At 66.8% G+C, this 16511-nt stretch carries 17 protein-coding genes; 13 read left to right on the forward strand and 4 right to left on the reverse strand.

The window, feature by feature from the left end:
* Positions 1-4: 4 nt before the first annotated feature.
* From ACFU4Z_RS21750 to ruvB, 4 genes are all read left to right on the forward strand, one after another.
* Positions 5-448: an acyl-CoA thioesterase gene (locus ACFU4Z_RS21750; protein WP_379065710.1), complete on the forward strand. Its 444-nt coding sequence runs from the start codon at positions 5-7 to the stop codon at positions 446-448.
* A gap of 103 nt (positions 449-551) precedes the next feature.
* Positions 552-1121, forward strand: a complete 570-nt coding sequence (gene ruvC / locus ACFU4Z_RS21755; protein WP_379065713.1) for a crossover junction endodeoxyribonuclease RuvC — start codon at positions 552-554, stop codon at positions 1119-1121.
* The gene (ruvA, locus tag ACFU4Z_RS21760; RefSeq protein ID WP_379065715.1) at positions 1118-1723 is read left to right on the forward strand and encodes a Holliday junction branch migration protein RuvA; all 606 of its coding nucleotides are present in this window, start codon (positions 1118-1120) and stop codon (positions 1721-1723) included. Before ruvC ends, ruvA begins: the two co-directional genes overlap by 4 nt.
* Positions 1724-1729: 6 nt before the next feature.
* Entirely contained in the window at positions 1730-2824 is a 1095-nt protein-coding gene (gene ruvB / locus ACFU4Z_RS21765; RefSeq protein ID WP_379065717.1) for a Holliday junction branch migration DNA helicase RuvB, read from the forward strand.
* Positions 2825-2877: 53 nt separating this feature from the next.
* Here the strand turns inward: ruvB and ACFU4Z_RS21770 are convergent, their stop codons facing one another.
* Together ACFU4Z_RS21770 and ACFU4Z_RS21775 are read right to left on the reverse strand one after the other, a co-directional pair.
* A complete protein-coding gene (locus ACFU4Z_RS21770) occupies positions 2878-3453 on the reverse strand; it encodes a DivIVA domain-containing protein (protein WP_379065719.1) in 576 nt (191 codons plus the stop codon).
* Positions 3454-3673: 220 nt separating this feature from the next.
* The gene (locus ACFU4Z_RS21775; protein WP_379065721.1) at positions 3674-4339 is read right to left on the reverse strand and encodes a TetR/AcrR family transcriptional regulator; all 666 of its coding nucleotides are present in this window, start codon (positions 4337-4339) and stop codon (positions 3674-3676) included.
* 58 nt (positions 4340-4397) lie between these two features.
* On the opposite strand from ACFU4Z_RS21775, the gene ACFU4Z_RS21780 reads away from it, so the two are divergent.
* Positions 4398-5888 carry a flavin-containing monooxygenase gene (locus ACFU4Z_RS21780; RefSeq protein WP_379065723.1) on the forward strand — a complete coding sequence of 497 codons (1491 nt, stop codon included), beginning with the start codon at positions 4398-4400 and terminating at the stop codon, positions 5886-5888.
* A gap of 57 nt (positions 5889-5945) precedes the next feature.
* On the opposite strand, the gene ACFU4Z_RS21785 is transcribed toward ACFU4Z_RS21780, so the two are convergent.
* Positions 5946-6128: a hypothetical protein gene (locus ACFU4Z_RS21785; protein ID WP_379065725.1), complete on the reverse strand. Its 183-nt coding sequence runs from the start codon at positions 6126-6128 to the stop codon at positions 5946-5948.
* A gap of 91 nt (positions 6129-6219) precedes the next feature.
* Between ACFU4Z_RS21785 and yajC the strand changes: the two genes are divergently transcribed.
* From yajC to ACFU4Z_RS21815, 6 genes are all read left to right on the forward strand, one after another.
* A complete protein-coding gene (gene yajC / locus ACFU4Z_RS21790; protein WP_379065727.1) occupies positions 6220-6591 on the forward strand; it encodes a preprotein translocase subunit YajC in 372 nt (123 codons plus the stop codon).
* Between the two features lie 128 nt (positions 6592-6719).
* On the forward strand, positions 6720-8375 hold the full coding sequence (gene secD / locus ACFU4Z_RS21795; protein WP_379065729.1) for a protein translocase subunit SecD: 1656 nt from the start codon (positions 6720-6722) through the stop codon (positions 8373-8375).
* Positions 8376-8382: 7 nt separating this feature from the next.
* Positions 8383-9609 (forward strand): protein translocase subunit SecF, encoded by a 1227-nt coding sequence (secF, locus tag ACFU4Z_RS21800; protein ID WP_379065731.1) that lies wholly within the window; start codon positions 8383-8385, stop codon positions 9607-9609.
* Between the two features lie 22 nt (positions 9610-9631).
* Positions 9632-11347: an ABC transporter substrate-binding protein gene (locus ACFU4Z_RS21805; protein WP_379065733.1), complete on the forward strand. Its 1716-nt coding sequence runs from the start codon at positions 9632-9634 to the stop codon at positions 11345-11347.
* A gap of 37 nt (positions 11348-11384) precedes the next feature.
* The gene (locus tag ACFU4Z_RS21810) at positions 11385-11957 is read left to right on the forward strand and encodes an adenine phosphoribosyltransferase (RefSeq protein WP_379065979.1); all 573 of its coding nucleotides are present in this window, start codon (positions 11385-11387) and stop codon (positions 11955-11957) included.
* A gap of 404 nt (positions 11958-12361) precedes the next feature.
* Positions 12362-13951, forward strand: coding sequence for an ABC-F family ATP-binding cassette domain-containing protein (locus ACFU4Z_RS21815; RefSeq protein ID WP_379065735.1), 1590 nt, complete (start codon positions 12362-12364; stop codon positions 13949-13951).
* An 81-nt stretch (positions 13952-14032) separates the two neighbouring features.
* Here the strand turns inward: ACFU4Z_RS21815 and ACFU4Z_RS21820 are convergent, their stop codons facing one another.
* Positions 14033-14458, reverse strand: coding sequence for a nuclear transport factor 2 family protein (locus tag ACFU4Z_RS21820; protein ID WP_379065737.1), 426 nt, complete (start codon positions 14456-14458; stop codon positions 14033-14035).
* Between the two features lie 86 nt (positions 14459-14544).
* Here ACFU4Z_RS21820 and ACFU4Z_RS21825 point away from each other — a divergent pair, with 86 nt between their 5' ends.
* Together ACFU4Z_RS21825 and ACFU4Z_RS21830 are read left to right on the forward strand one after the other, a co-directional pair.
* A complete protein-coding gene (locus tag ACFU4Z_RS21825) occupies positions 14545-15057 on the forward strand; it encodes a winged helix-turn-helix transcriptional regulator (protein ID WP_379065739.1) in 513 nt (170 codons plus the stop codon).
* Between the two features lie 124 nt (positions 15058-15181).
* Complete coding sequence (locus ACFU4Z_RS21830) at positions 15182-16453, forward strand: hypothetical protein (RefSeq protein ID WP_379065741.1); 1272 nt, start codon at positions 15182-15184, stop codon at positions 16451-16453.
* Positions 16454-16511 lie beyond the last annotated feature (58 nt).

Raw genomic sequence — 16511 nt, forward strand, 5'->3', positions numbered from 1 at the left:
CGTGATGAATACCCAAGAGCCGTTTCGCGTTCGGATCGACGTTCGCGTGTCGGACCTGGACCTGCAGCAGCACGTGACCGGCTCCGCCTACCAGCAGTTCGCCGACCACGCGCGGTTCGCCTGCGTGCAGGCGGCGGGGATATCCGTCGAGGACCTGCTGAGCTCGGGCCTCGGCCCGGTCAATCTCGAGACGGTGATCAAATACCACCGCGAACTGCGTGCGGGCGATTCGGTGGACGTGTCGTGCTCGTGGGTGTGGGGCGATGGCAAGACCTACCGCGTCGAGCACACCTTCACCCGATCCGACGGTGCATTGTCGGCGACCATCACCTTCGTCAGCGGACTGCTCGACCTGCAGGCGCGCCGCCTGGTGGCGAACCCCGCGCACGAATGGGCCTCGCGCGCCACCGAACCGGCGCTGCTCGGCCTCGCGCCTGTGGCGCCCTGACTCGCTTCTCCCGATCACCCCGCACCCCGTGTCGCTGTCGCAGGCAGCATGCGATGTCCTCTAGACTTCGAACAACTGTTCGCGTCTCCGAAGGGGTGTTTTCGTGCGGGTGATGGGTGTCGATCCCGGGCTCACCCGGTGCGGCCTCAGCATCGTGGAGGGCGGGCTCGGCCGGAAGGTGACCGCACTGGCCGTCGATGTGGTGCGTACGCCGCCGGACATGGATTTGGCGCACCGCCTGCTCGGCGTCGCGGATGCGGCCGAACGCTGGATGGACACCCACAAACCCGAGGCGGTGGCGATCGAGCGGGTGTTCGCGCAGCACAATGTGCGCACCGCTATGGGCACCGCACAGGCGGGCGGTGTGATCGCGCTCGCGGCGGTCCGCAGGGGAATACCGGTGGCCTTCCATACGCCCAGCGAGGTGAAGGCCGCCGTCACCGGCAACGGCACGGCGGACAAGGCTCAGGTGACGGCGATGGTGACGCGTATCCTCGGCCTCCAGGTCGCGCCGAAACCCGCGGACGCGGCCGATGCACTGGCCTTGGCGATCTGCCACTGCTGGCGCGCGCCGCTGATGGATCGGATGGCCAAAGCCGAGGCACAGGCGGCACAGGCGCAGCGGCGGTATGCGGAAAAGCTTGCTGAACAACGGAAGGCGGTGCGCAGGTGATCGCGTCGGTACGCGGTGAGGTGCTGGAGATCGCCCTCGATCATGTGGTGATCGAGGCGGCGGGCGTCGGATACCGGCTCAACGTCACCCCGGCGACGTTGTCCACGCTGGTTCGCGGCGGGGAATCCCGGCTGTACACCGCGATGATCGTGCGTGAAGACTCGATGACGCTGTTCGGTTTCGCCGACACCGAATCCCGTGACCTGTTCGGGCTTTTGCAGACGGTGTCCGGAGTCGGGCCCCGGCTTGCCATGGCCGTGCTGGCCGTGCTCGAACCGGAGGCGCTGCGCAAGGCGCTCGCGGAGAGCAATGTCGCCGCACTGACCCGCGTTCCCGGCATCGGCAAACGCGGCGCCGAACGCATGGTCGTCGAATTGCGTGACAAGGTGAATCTCGTTCCTGTGCAGTCCGGTCCGCCCGGCGCCACTCCGACACCGGTGCTCACGCCGGTGCGTGAGCAGGTCGTCGAGGCGCTGACCGGGCTCGGCTTCCCGCTCAGGCAGGCCGAGCAGGCGGTCGAGGCGGTGCTGGCCGAACAGCCCGCCGCCGACACCGCCATCGCGCTGCGCGCGGCCCTCGCCTCGCTCGGCAAGAACCGGTAGCGCGGCATGGACTACGACGACGTCGAATCCGACCTGGATGACGAATCCCAGGTCACCGCAAGCTATCTCAGGTCCGACGGTGAGATCGAGGCCAGCCTGCGCCCGAAATCGCTCGACGATTTCATCGGTCAGCCGCGCGTGCGCGAACAGCTCGCGCTGGTGCTGCGCGGCGCCAAACAACGAGGCGGCACCCCCGATCACGTACTGCTGTCCGGTCCGCCCGGTCTCGGCAAGACCAGCATGGCGATGATCATCGCGGGTGAACTGGGCACCGCACTGCGCATCACCTCCGGCCCTGCGCTGGAACGGGCGGGTGACCTCGCCGCCATGCTCAGCAACCTGGTCGAAGGCGATGTGTTGTTCATCGACGAGATCCACCGCATCGCGCGGCCCGCCGAGGAAATGCTGTACCTGGCCATGGAGGACTTCCGTGTCGACGTGGTCGTCGGCAAGGGCCCCGGCGCGACCTCGATCCCACTCGATATCGCGCCCTTCACCTTGGTCGGCGCCACCACCCGCTCGGGCGCGCTCACCGGCCCGCTGCGTGACCGCTTCGGCTTCACCGGCCACATGGACTTCTACGAGCCCGGCGAGCTGCTGCGCATTCTGCAGCGCTCGGCGCACATTCTCGGCGTCACCATCGAACCCGAGGCGGCCGCCGAAATCGCGGGCCGTTCACGCGGTACGCCCCGCATCGCGAATCGGCTGTTGCGCCGCGTCCGTGACTACGCCGAGGTGCGCGCCGACGGTCTGATCACTCTGCCGATCGCGCGGGCGGCACTCGAGGTCTACGACGTCGACACGCTCGGCCTCGACCGCCTGGACCGCGCGGTGCTCGCCGCGCTGGTCCGCAGCTTCGGCGGCGGTCCGGTCGGTGTGTCGACGCTGGCCGTCGCGGTAGGGGAGGAAGCGGCCACCGTCGAGGAGGTCTGCGAACCGTTCCTCGTCCGCGCGGGCATGGTCGCCCGTACGCCGCGAGGCCGCGTCGCCACTGCTACGGCATGGGAGCACTTGGGCCTCGTCCCGCCACCGGACCTGGTCTTCGGCTCGATCGAAGTCCGTGGCCGCGAACCACAATCGACCTCGGATGCCTTCGACTGACGTTGTGACACAGCGTGATACGACCCTGACGAACCGGCGCGGCGGGTAAACATTCAGCGGTGGTGGTGTGCCGCGTGCTCGAGTGCGGTGACGACGAGGTCGAGGAACGCGTCGACCTCGCCGTGCTCGTACCCACGGGTGCTGAGCCTGGCCTCGGTGAACCGCACAGCACGCACATCGGTGACGGTGAGGCTGCTGGGACCGCCGTGGGCGAGGGTCGCGGCGACGAGGTCGAGGAACGCGTCGACCTCGTCGGTGTCGTAGCCGCGGCGACCGATGGGCGCCTGGGTGAATCGCATCCGGTGGATGTCGTCGGGTGTCAGCAGTGGCCCGGAGCCGTTGCCGGACGCGGGCACCGGCCGGGCGCCCAGCTGCCGGAACTCCAGCTCGATCCGAATCTGATCGAGGAATTCGTCGACCTCGTCGGCCTGGTAGCCGCGCCCGCCGAACCGGGGTGCGTCGAAGGCCACGTGCCGGACGTCGTCGGCGGTGAGGGTGCCGCGTCCGTCGAGCGTGGCGGCGACGAGCTCCAGGAAGGCGTCGACCTCATCGGCGTGATAACCGCGGTGTCCGACCGGAGGCATAGGGAAATGGGTCCGGCTCACGTCCTCGGGGGTCACGCGCGACATTCTGTCAGGGTCATTGCCCTGCTCCGGTCGAATATCACTTCTTCGAACTCCGCGGTCTCTTGCGAACACGTGCGACCCCCATGTGGACACCGTCGATCAGTGTTCACATTAGCCTCCGAAACCGCGCTCGTATCCGGTGAAATTCGGCCGGCTGCCTACGGATGACCGATGGCGGTCGAGTGTCTTTGCGCCACACCGCATTGCGGTGTGGCGACCGCGATCAGTCTTTGCGGACACCATCGATGAGTAGCCTGCGGATCGCCTCGTTGAGTCCCTCGACGGCAGCGGGGTCGGGGCTGCGCAGTCCGTGCACGATGCCTGCGATGAGCATGCCGGTGACGGCCTTCGCGGTGTTGGTGGTGTCCAGATCGGCCCGCAGGTACCCGAGTTCGACGCCGTGCGAGAGGTAGCCGGCGGTCAGCGCGTCGGCCATGTCGAGCAGGCCGTAGAGCCGGGCGGTGAGTTCGTCGTCGATGCCGGTCGCGTGGAACAGCAGTAGCTGAGCCACCCTGCGGTCCTCGACGAGGATGTGGTTGAGCGCGACGCCGATGCGGTCGAGTTGGGCGCGGTAGTCGTCGAGCGAGGTCGCGGCGTCGGGGGCGTTCTCGGTGCCGAGTGCGGCAACGATGCGCCCGGCGAGGTCGTCGATGACGTGATCGATGATGTCGCGCTTATTGGTGAAGTATCGGTAGAAGGTGCCGTGCCCGATGCCGAGGACGCCGGCGATGTCCGCGATTCCGGTGGCGTGATAGCCCTTCTCCGCGAAACAGACGAAGGCGGTGTCGATGATGTCCTGGCGCAGTTCGGCTTTGCGTCGCTCGGCACGCGTGGATGGCTTCGTCACCCTCACGATGATACTGTGTTCACAAACGGAATGATGTGTCATTCCGTGAGGATTGATTCACATTCCATGAGGGAATGGTTCTATCAGCAGGAGGTTCGACGTGGCGCCTCAGTTCGATGCGGTCGTTGTCGGTGCAGGTTTCGGCGGAATGGGTGCGGGCATCGAGCTCGACCGGCTCGGTCTGAGCAATTTCGTCATCCTGGAACGCGAAGACGACCTCGGCGGCACCTGGCACGTCAATCACTACCCGGGTCTCGCGGTCGACATCGCCTCGGTGACCTACTCGTACTCGTTCGAGCCCAATCCCTACTGGACGCGCCTGTTCGCGCCCGGCAAGGAGCTCAAGAAGTACGCCGGGTTCGTCGCCGACAAGTACGGCCTGCGCCGCAGGATGCGTTTCGGCACCGTGGTCGACGGCGCCCGCTGGGACGAGGAGCACCAGCACTGGGTGGTGTCCGTCGCGGGTGGCGAAACCATCACCGGCCGTTACCTTCTCACCGCCACCGGCTTCCTCTCCCAGCCCTATACCCCGCCATTCCCCGGCATCGACTCTTTCGCGGGCAAGATCATCCACACCACGGCGTGGGAGGACGACTTCGACCTCACCGGTCGTAAGGCGGCGATCATCGGCACCGGCGCGACCGCCGTGCAGCTGGTGCCGGAGGCCGCCGAGAAGGTCGCGGAGCTCACCGTCTTCCAGCGCACCCCGATCTGGGTGGTGCCGAAGGTCGACACCGCGATCCCCGGCCCGGTGCAGAAGCTGTTCGCGCGAGTGCCCGCCACTCAGAAGGCGGCCCGGCTGGTGAACACCGGCATGCTCGAGGCTTTGATGGTGGTCGGCGTGCTGCATTTCAAGCAGGCCAAGCCGCTGAACAAGGCCGCGAGCCTGCTCGCGAAGGCGCACCTGCGTGCGCAGGTGCGCGACAAGGAAACGCGCAAGAAGCTGACACCGCACTACGACTTCGGCTGCAAGCGCCCGACCTTCTCCAACCTGTACTTCAAAACGTTCAACAGGCCGAACGTGCGCCTCGAGACCAATTCGATCGATCATGTGGAGGCCGACGGCATCGTGACCGCCGACGGACACAAGACCGAGATCGACACCCTGATCCTCGCCACCGGCTTCAACCTGTGGGATGTGAACTTCCCGGCCATCGAGATCATCGGCCGCGAGGGCATCGACCTCGGAAAGTTCTGGCGCGACAACCGTTTCCAGGCCTACGAGGGCATCACCGTGCCCAAGTTCCCGAACTTCATCAGCCTCAACAGCCCGTACTCCTACAGCGGCCTGTCCTACTTCACCACCATCGAGGCCCAGATGAAGCACATGGCCAGGCTGCTGAAGGAGACCTTCCGTCGCGGTCAGACAACCTTCGAGGTGACCGAGCAGGCCAACGCACACTTCTTGGACCGAGTGACCGACAAGCTCGGCTCCTCGGTGTTCTACGGCGGCGACTGCTCGACCGCGCGCAGCTATTACTTCAACCAGCACGGCGAGGCCGCGCTGCTGCGCCCGACCAGCACCCTCAACGCCCACCGTGAGGCGGTCAGCTTCCCGCTCGACGACTACACCTACGGCAAGTCCGCCTAGCGACGCCCCGTTGCGCGAGCCCGCGGTCGAGCATTTCGGCCGAGGGCTCGCGCATCCCTACTCGGCGATCATGCCCAGCACCCATTCCGCGAGTACCGGAGTTACCGCGGAGTGCTCCGAATGCGACGCACGCCCGCGCGACTCCGGCTTCACCTGCACATAGTCGTGCCTGGTGTCGAAGCCGAGCAACACGATGTCGATGCGCCCAATCGCCCGTCGGAGCGCGAATCGGGACGTCAAGGGTGTGCCGGTGTGGCAGTGGTGACACGAGCTGGCAGACTGTTGAGATACCTGTCCAAACCCACCCACAGACTAGGGACTGACTTCGACGATGGAACTTCTGTTTCCGCTAGTGCTGGTAGGCCTGTTCGTGTCGATGTACCTGATGTCTCGCCGCCAGAAGCGCGAGGCGCAGAAGGTCGCCGACATGCAGGGCAGCCTGAAGGTCGGCGATCAGGTCACCACCACGTCGGGGCTGTACGGCACCGTGGTCGATCTCGACGACACCACCGTCGACCTCGAGATCGCTGAAGAGGTTGTCACCACGTGGCTGCGCCTGGCCATCCGTGAGGTGCGCACCGTGGACGAGACCACGGACGAGACCACGGACGAGGCCACGGATGAGACCGTGACCGACAAGGCCGTCGACGGTGGCGTCGAAGAGTCCGCGGAACAGACCGAGACCCGGCTGACCAAGGACTGACCGGCCCGACCGGCTATCGGTGAGCCCGCGTGCCGGATGATGCCGCGGGCCGCACTCCCGGGTACCCGGCGCCGCTGGTGCGTGCCCGTCCGTTCCACCTCGACTTCCCGCCTAGGAGATGACGTACTGTGCCACCTTCCCAAGGATCGGCGCATCCGCTCCGGCTGCTCGGCGTCTACGCCGCGCTGCTGGCCGTGATCTATGCGTTGGTGTTCTTCACCGGTGACAAAGACCCGACCCCCAAGCTCGGCATCGACCTTCAGGGTGGCACCCGGGTCACGCTGACCGCGCGCACCCCCGACGGCAGCAAGCCCAGCCAGGACAGCCTGCGCAAGGCGCAGGAGATCATCGAGAACCGGGTCAACGGACTCGGCGTCGGTGGCTCCGAGGTCGTGATCGACGGCGACAACATCGTCATCACGGTGCCCGGTGACGACGGTCAGCAGGCACGTGCGCTGGCGACCACCGCCAAGCTCTACATCCGGCCGGTGCTGCAAGCCGAATCGGTGGCGAGCCGTGGCGTGGCGCAACAGCCGGTGCAGTCGCCCGCCGCGACGCCGTCGAGCCCCGAGCCGGAAACGCCGCAAGAGGTGTCGCCGGAGCCCGCGCCGCAGCAGCGGGTGTTCCCCGCGCAGGCGCCGACCGAGCCGCCTGCGCCGCCCGGTTCCCCGCAGGAACAGGCACAGCAGGAAATCGCCACCGCCAAGGCCGTCCGGCAGAGCACCGACCCGACCATCCAGAAGGCCGCGATCGCCGCACTGGATTGCAGCAAGCCCGACCCGCTGGCAGGCAATGACGATCCGAACCTGCCGCTGGTCGCCTGCTCCACCGACGGCACCGAGGTGCTCCTGCTCGACAAGAGCCGGATCGACGGCCAGGAGATCAAGAACGCCAGCTCGGGGCTCAACCAGCAGCAGGCGCGGCATGAGGTGAACCTCGAGTTCAAGTCCGGCGGCAGTGATGCCTGGGCCACGCTCACCGGCGAATACCTCTACAAGCGAGTCGCGTTCGTGCTCGACTCGAAGGTCGTCAGTGCTCCGGTCGTGCAGGCGGGTCCGCAGCAGGGCGGCCGCACCACCATCAGCGGCAATTTCACCGCCACCAGCGCGAAGGAACTCGCGAACACGCTGAAGTACGGTTCGCTGCCGCTGTCGTTCCAGATCTCGGAAGCCGAAACCGTCTCGGCGACGCTGGGTCTTTCCTCGTTGAAGGCCGGTTTGCTCGCGGGCGCGGTCGGTCTCGTCGTGGTGCTGCTCTACTGCCTGGCCTACTACCGGATGCTCGGTTTCCTGACCGGCTTGTCGCTGGTCGCGTCCGGTCTCGCGGTATACGGCATCATGGTGCTGCTCGGGCGGTGGATCGGCTTCACCCTCGACCTGGCCGGTATCGCCGGTCTGATCATCGGTATCGGCATGACCGCCGACTCGTTCGTGGTGTTCTTCGAACGCATCAAGGACGAGATGCGTGAGGGCCGCAGCTTCCGCTCGGCGGTGCCGCGCGGCTGGCAGCGTGCCCGCCGGACGATCCTGTCCGGTAACGCGGTGAGTTTCATCGCGGCGGCGGTGCTCTACGCGCTGGCCGTCGGTCAGGTGCGCGGCTTCGCGTTCACTCTCGGTCTCACCACCGTGCTCGACGTGGTCGTGGTGTTCCTGGTGACCGCGCCGCTGGTGTTGCTGGCCTCCAGGACGGCCTTCTGGTCGAGCCCGTCGGTGAACGGTCTCGGTGCGATCCAGCAGGTCGCCCGTGAGCGCAAGGCGGCCGATGCCGCACTCGGGAAGGCGTGAGGACGCGATGACCAACAGCCAGACCACGCCCTCGCTGCACAGGCACGAGGACGACCCCGAAACTGATGACGTGCGGTACGCCGCACAGCCCAAGCACAGCTTCCTCAACCGGCTCTACACCGGCACCGGCGCCATCGACGTCATCGGCAAGCGCCGGATGTGGTACCTCATCACTGCGGCCATTGTGCTGATTTCGTTGGGCAGCATCGTTTTTCGCGGTTTCACCCTCGGCATCGATTTCGAGGGCGGCTCGCGGATCCAGTTCCCCGCGGGTAACGCGACGACCAGCCAGGTGGAGGACATCTACCGCAGCGCCATCGGTACCGACCCGGTGTCGGTGCAGACGGTGGGCACGGGCGCGTCGTCCACCATGTTGATCCGCTCCGAGGCGCTCGACAAAAATCAAGTGGAAGCGCTGAACAACGCGCTGTTCAGCAAGTTCCAACCCAAGGACCGGGAGGGCAACCCGAGCCGGGCCGCGATCAGCACCTCCGACGTCAGTGAAACCTGGGGCAGCCAGATCACCCGCAAGGCCCTCATCGCACTCGCGGTGTTCCTCGTGCTGGTCGCCATCTACATCACCATCCGGTTCGAGCGGGACATGGCGATCGCCGCCCTTGCCGCATTGGGCTTCGATGTCTCGGTGACGGCGGGCGTCTACTCGATCGTCGGCCTGGAGGTCACACCGGCCACCGTGATCGGCATACTCACCATTCTCGGCTTCTCGCTGTACGACTCGGTCGTCGTCTTCGACAAGGTCGAGGAGAACACCAGGGGCATCCTGCATTTGAATCGTCGGACCTACGGCGAGCAGGCCAACCTCGCGGTGAACCAGACCCTGATGCGTTCGATCAACACCGCGCTGATCGGTATTCTGCCGATCGTCGGTCTGATGGTGATCGCGGTGTGGATGCTCGGCGTCGGCACGCTCAAGGACCTGGCGCTCGTGCAGCTGGTCGGTCTGCTGGTCGGCACCTACTCCTCGATCTTCTTCGCCACCCCGCTGCTGGTGTCGATCAAGGAACGCTGGGGTCCGGTCGCGGCGCACACCAAGAAGGTGCAGAACAAACGGTCCGGCGTGGCCGCGGCCCGTGCGGGCGCCGAGGCCGAGCGGCGCGCGGTGGCCGCGACCGGCCGGGGCTACTCCGAAGCGCCGCGGCGGGCGCGGGAACCGGGCGATGCTCCCCGGCCCGGCGCACGCCCGAGCGGGAAACGGTACAAGAAGAGGCACTGACCTACAGGCAGGGGTTTCCTTCATGGGTAAGCAGTCACTGGCGCGTCTGATCGGATCGGTGGCTGCGGGCACCCTGGCGGCCGGGATGGTCGCCGGGTGCTCCGGTCAGAACCAGGTGCCGTCCATCGGCTACGCCGTCGATGCCGTGATCGCCAGCTACAACGGTGGCAGCACACTCGGTGTGAGCAGCGGCTCGGCGGCCGTGTTCGGGCGGGTGCTGACGGGGTTCTTCTACACCGGGCCTGACGGTCAGCAGGTCGCCGACACCGACGCGGGCACCGCGAAAGAGGTTCCCGGCGACGCGCAGACCGTGCAGTACCGGCTCAACCCGGACGGTGTGTACTCCGATGGCGTGCCCACCTCGTGTGACGACCTGGTGCTGGCCTGGGCCGCGCGCAGCGGCCGGTTCACCAAACCTGGTGACCGCGGCCCCGCACCGCTGTTCGACGCCGCCAACAGCGCCGGGTACGCCGACATCGAGCGGGTGGACTGCCAGCCCGGCTCCAAGGACGCCACCGTGGTGTTCCGGCCCGACCGGCATTTCCTGCCGTGGCGCACCCTGTTCACCGCAGGCGAGCTGATGCCCGCACACGTCGCGGCGCGGGTGGCCAACCTGCCGAATGTGGTGTCGGCCCTGCAAACCGGTGATCCCGGTGGGGTCCAACGGCTGGCCGACTTCTGGAACAACGGATGGACCATGGGTTCGGGCAGTCTTGACCTGTCCCGGTTCCCGTCGTCCGGGCCATACCGGATCGAATCCTATTCCGCCAAAGACGGTTTGGTGCTCGTCGCGAACGAGCGCTGGTGGGGCAACAAGCCCGAGACCGGACGGATCGTGGTGTGGCCCAAGACCGTCGATGTGCGGGCCAAGGTTTCCGACAATGCTGTCGGCGTCGTCGATGTCGGCGCTGGATCGGTGAAAGATCTGAACCTGGACGGCTTTTCGGTGCGTACTGTGCCGGGCCGCGGTGTCGAGCAGCTGTTGCTCGGGACCGGGGGAGTATTCGGTTCGGTGGATGCGCGCCGTGCGTTCGCCCTGTGTGTGCCGAGGCAGGCGCTGTTCGACAAACTCGGCAAGGCGAAGGACGCGCCGAAGACCGGTCTCGGCACCGCACCGCTGAATTCCCGCATCGTGCAGCAGGACTCGCTGTACTACCCGGCCGTGACCGGCGCGGCCGAGAAGTATCACGGCGCCGACGTCCCCGCCGCTACCACTGCGCTGGCCTCCTCCGGCGCGGGCAAGCCCACCGTTCGCATCGGTTACCTGCAGCCCGATGAGCGTCGCGCACAGACTGTCGCGATGATCGCCGAGGCGTGCAAACCGGCCGGCCTTACCGTCGTCGATGCGGGCGCGGCCGATTTCACCCCCGCTCAGCTCACCGAGGGCAAGGTCGACGCTGTCCTTGCGAGCACCGCGTCGGCGCCCGGTCCCGCCGGGTCGCTGGCCGGGATCGCCGCGACCAGCGCATTGCGCACAGGTAGCGGGCTCAATTTCGGTCGCTTCGGTAACGGGCGATACGATGCGATCACCGATCAGCTTGCGGCCGACGACAACTCGACCACAACGCTGAATCTGCTGACCGAGGCCGAAAACTTGCTGTGGTCGGAGATGCCGAGCGTCCCCCTGTTCGCCAATCCCCGCACCATCGCCTTCGGCAGCGGTTTGCAGAACGGCATCGCCGGCCCCACGCAGGGCGGGACCGGCTGGAACATGGACCGCTGGGTGTTGAAGCGGTGACAAGGTGTTGTGGGTGATGGACCATGGAGAGGTGTCGATGAGCAAGCACGCGGCGGTCGAATCAGACGACCTGGCAACCGAGCGGACCACAAAGGCCGCCGAGCTGGTCGAGCGTCTTACCCGGTGGCGCGACGACTTCCCCACTCCTGGCGTTCGTTTTGCTGATCTCAGCCCGGTATTCGCTGATCCGGAGGGATTCCGCGCCGTCATCGACTGCCTCGCGGATTGCGCACCGCAGGCCGACCTGGTCGCCGGCGTCGATGCCCGCGGCTTCATTATCGGCGCGGGTGTGGCGGCCACCCTCGGCACCGGCGTCCTCGCGGTCCGCAAGGCGGGCAAGCTGCCCCCGCCCGTGATCACTCGCGAATACAGTCTCGAATATGGCACCGCGGCCCTGGAGATCCCCGCCGACGGCATCGATCTGAAGGGCCGCCGCGTGCTGCTCCTCGACGATGTCCTGGCCACCGGCGGTACCCTCGCGGCCGCCGCGGCCCTCTTCGCTGAGGCGGGGGCCGAAGTCGTCGCCGCCGCGGTGGTCCTCGAGCTCGGCTTCCTCGGCGGGCGTGAGCGGCAGGGCGACTACCCGCTGACCTCGGTGGTTCGCGTCTAGTCATTCGGAGGAATCGGTCAGGACGTCGCTGCGGCGTCGGCCGGGAGAATGCCGCGCATCATCAGCCTTCCGAGCTGATGGTGCGCGGTTTCCTCGTGCCCGGCCGCGGCGGTTCTGCCGCGCGATGATCGCTCCGAGGAGCCGACCCGTCGTAGCCGTGGACGAGGGAGTAGCGGGGTCGATCCAGCACTCGACCGACTGCGCGCACGGGCGCTCGTGGCAGGCCGGCAGACCTGCGGGAGAAGATGTGATCCAAATATCACTGGCGCGATCGGTGCGGGTTTGCTTAATCTGGACGAGTCTTATTCCCGTTGATCGGAGTCATGCCGTTGCTCTCATGAGGTAGCCACTCGGGCGGCCCGCGTCTCGCGCGTCGCATTCCGTTGCAACCTCTGGGTAGGCACATGACCAATCTTTCTATTTCCGATCTCACTTTCGCGTGGCCCGACGGTACGCCCGTCTTCGATGGGCTCGACGCTGTGCTCGGTCCGGGTCACCTCGGTCTGGTCGGCAGCAACGGTGTCGGCAAATCGACACTGTTGCGGCTGATCGCCGATGAACTGCCGACGGTGCGCGGCTCGATCACGGTCTCCGGTCGCCTGGGTTATCTGCGGCAGGATCTCGGGCTCGGCGACGGCCAGCGGGTGGACGAAGTGCTCGGCATCGCCGATACGCGAAAAGCCCTGCACCGCATCGAATCCGGCATGGCATCCGACGCCGACTTCGAGATCGTCGGCGGCCAGTGGGACGTCGAGGAGAGCGCTGTCGCGCTGCTCGGCCGGCTCGGTCTGCACTATCTGGCCGATTCGACCGAGCAGCTCGATCGCCGACTGGAAACCCTGTCCGGCGGCGAAACGGTACTGCTGGGACTGGTGGCACAGCTGCTGCGCGAGCCCGATGTGCTGTTGCTGGACGAACCGACGAACAATCTGGATCATGTTGCCAGACAGCGACTTTACGCCGTGGTCGCCCAGTTCTCCGGCACGGTGCTCACCGTGAGCCACGATCGTGAGCTGCTGGATCGGATGACCTCGATCGTCGAGCTGCGGCAGGGCGAATTGCGCTTGTTCGGAGGAAATTTCAGCGAGTACGAGCGGATCATCGAGGCTGAACAGCAGGCCGCGCGAGCGGCGATCCGCGATGCGCGCAGCGATGTGCGTAAGCAGGCACGCGAACTCGTGGAGGCGCGGATCAAACTGGATCGTCGACAGCGCTATGGGCAGAAGATGTGGGACAACAAGCGCGAACCGAAAATCGTGATGGGCGAGCGGAAGCGGCAAGCGCAGGTGTCGGCGGGCAAACTGCGCAACAACCACATCGAAAAGGTCGATACCGCAAGGGAACAGCTCCAGCAGGCGCAGGAGTTGTTGCGCGACGACAGGGAGATCCGTGTCGATCTGCCCGACACCCGGTTGTATCCGGGACAGGACGTGATCGACCTCGACGAGGTCGGGCTGGCGTGTGGACCGAAGGTGACGCTGCGGGTCACCGGCCCGGAGCGCATCGCGCTCACCGGCCGTAACGGTGTCGGCAAAACCACGTTGCTGCACCGGATCGTCGAGGAATCGCCGAAGATCGCGTGGCGGATGCTGCCGCAACGTCTCGACGTCTTCGACGAGCAGCGCTCGGTATTCGAGAACGTGGCGGCGGCGGCGCCGCACGCGTCGGCGGAGCAGATCCGGGCTCAGTTGGCGCGGTTCCTGTTCCGGGGCGCCGACGCCGATGTCGCCGCCTCGGCACTGTCCGGTGGTGAACGCTTGCGTGCCGCGCTGGCCATGCTGCTGCTGGCCGACCCGGCGCCGAAGTTGTTGCTGCTCGACGAGCCGACCAACAACCTCGACCTGCCGAGCCTGGAGCATCTGACTCAGGCGCTCGCGAGTTTCGAGGGCGCGCTGATCGTGGTGAGCCACGACCCGCGGTTCCTCGATGACATCGGAGTGACCCGTCGTGTGGAACTCACCGCTGACGGCCTGGTCGAGACCCTGGTCCGCTGATGCGGCGGCCTGGGGCGCGGCCGCGCAGCGCCGCGCGCTCCTCGGTGTCGCGCACCCGCAGTGCCCTGCGGGTGTCGCGCATCAAGGGGTGTGCGGGCGCGCGCCGGAGGCTCGCCGCATGACGCCGGGGTACCGGATGAGCCGGGGTCCCAGCTTCACCGCGAGGAAGGTGAGTGCGGGCCACGGGCGGATGTGCGGGCTCAGCTTGCGGATGCGGCCATCCTCGTCGAGTTCGATGACCATCGCCTCGGTCATCCGGAACGGCCCGATGTAAGCCTCTCCCAACAGGACTCGGTGCGTGCCGTCGCCGATCTGATCGGTCCACCGCATCATGGAGATACTGCGGTACACCGTGGTCAACAGGATCCGAAGATCATCCTGCCCGCCGAACACCAGCCGCCCGGAGATCGGGGAGGTCAGCTCGGCGTCGGGTGCGAGGGTTTCCATCAGCGCGTCGATGTCGGCAGACTCGGTCGCTGTGCGGAACTGGGGCACTGCATCTGTCATGGCCTCGTTCTCCTCTTGTGCGTGGTGTTGGTCGAGGCGAATCCTTCCCGAGTCGCTTGCAAAAAGCAATGGACTAGGATGGTCGGGTGCCCAAGGCTGCCATGTCCGACATCGTCTGCTCGATCGCGCGCACCCTCGACGTGGTCGGTGAGCGGTGGACGCCACTGATCCTGCGCGACCTGTTCGTCGGCCTGAACCGATTCGAAGACATCCGCCGCGACCTCGGCATCGCCACCAACGTCCTCACTGCCCGCCTGGAAACCCTCCAGCAGCACGGCATCGTCGAAACCCGCGCATACCAATCGAATCCGGTCCGCTACGAGTACGTGCTCACCGATCAGGGCCGCGACCTCTATCCGGTCCTGACCATGCTCATCACCTGGGGCGACAAATGGCTCGCCCCCGAAGGACCCCCCGCGCTGGTCGTGCACGACGACTGCGGCCGAACCACCTCCGGCGTCGTCACCTGCACCAACTGCCACACCCCTTTGACCGCCGACAACGTCCACTGGCGGCAGGGCCCCGGCGCCCACCGCGCCTCGGGCACCATGCTCATCGGCGACTACCTCCAGCCCCCCTCTACGTCGAGCCGGACATGACGGTGTTCCGGCTCGACCTCTGCCTGCGCCATGTTCCGCTCACTCCCCGGCTGATCGGTGGTGGTGGAGCCCCGGTGTGCCGTCCCGACTTTCGGCGTTGGACCGCGGACACAAGGATGTATCCATGGGAATCGAGCTGAGTGTCGCGGGGGTGTGCCGCGCGCCCACTGAAGACTTTCTGCAACGGGTCGAGCGGTGGTTGCGGACCGGGCCCGCGGATGCGCGGATAGATTGGACCTCGACGTCGGCGCCGTTCCGCAATCCGGTCGAGGTGTCCGGCGACCGATTGCTCGCCGTGTTGCATCCCGCGGCCGAACCGGTCGATCTGCGGGCGGCCCACGGTCAGGTGGTGGTGACCGCGGGGTGTGCGCCTGCCGGACCCGGCTATCACCGGCACGTCGCCGCCGTCCTGCACGATATGGGCAGGGAGTTCGACATCGTCTGGGACGAGGGGACCGATGATCCGCTCGGGCTTGCGGATAACCGCGCGGAGGTCGAGCGGGACTATCTGACGTGGATTCGGACGCTCGCGCACACCGTGCTCACCCAGGTACCGATCGAAGGCAACGTGGTGTCGCTCGGATTGTCCCTCGGCAGTGACCAATTCGATTATGAGGGCCTGGCCGCGACCTGGCTCGGACCGCGCGACGTCGACTGGTTCCGAGCCGTCGCCGATGGCGACCGAGCCGCCGCCGTTCGATTCTTCCCCTGGTGGGAGGACGGCTGGACGGCGCGAACCTTCCGCGACACCGCACTCGGCATCATGTGGAACGACGTGCGCTGGCGGGTTCCCACCGACGAGGACGACGCACCGGCATTGCGTCAGGCCGACACTCTGCTCGCCGAGGCGAGTCGGCTCGACCACGCACTCGAATTGCCGTGGGCGGCCTGGCACGAGCTGCGCGGACTGCTCGGCACACTGGAACCGGTCGTCGACGATGCGCCCGCGGACCTGGCGGAACGCGCAACCCTCGATCTCGGGGCACGTCCTGGATATCGGCGCCGCCCGGTGTTCACTTCGCTGCTGCCCGGCTGGAGTTTGCGTATACCAGGCGATTTCACCTACGGCTGGGATGGTGATCGCTGGTGGGCATGGGACGGCGAGCGTCAGATCGACATCACCGTGCTCCGGGTGGACGACGAAAAGACCGGTCCACCACCCGCGGCCATGTTGCAGTACGGTGCGAACGCGACCGAAGGCCACCGCGGCGAGCCGGTACTCGGCGGGCCCGGCGACGGCTGGTGGTTGCCCTCCAGTGACACCGACGAAGCCGGTGTCCAGGGCATCGCCAGCCACCGCAACGGCGAACTGCTCCTTGTCACCATCAGCGTCCCCGACGCGGAGATCAACTGGGCGATCGAAACGTGGCGTTCCCTGCGCTATTCGCCCATTTGAGGGACCGGCTCCAGCGCGAAGCTGACTGGGGCCCTTGCCGGCCCGGAAGAGGTCGTCA

This window comes from Nocardia sp. NPDC057440 (assembly GCF_042802915.1).
Taxonomy (GTDB): Bacteria; Actinomycetota; Actinomycetes; order Mycobacteriales; family Mycobacteriaceae; genus Nocardia.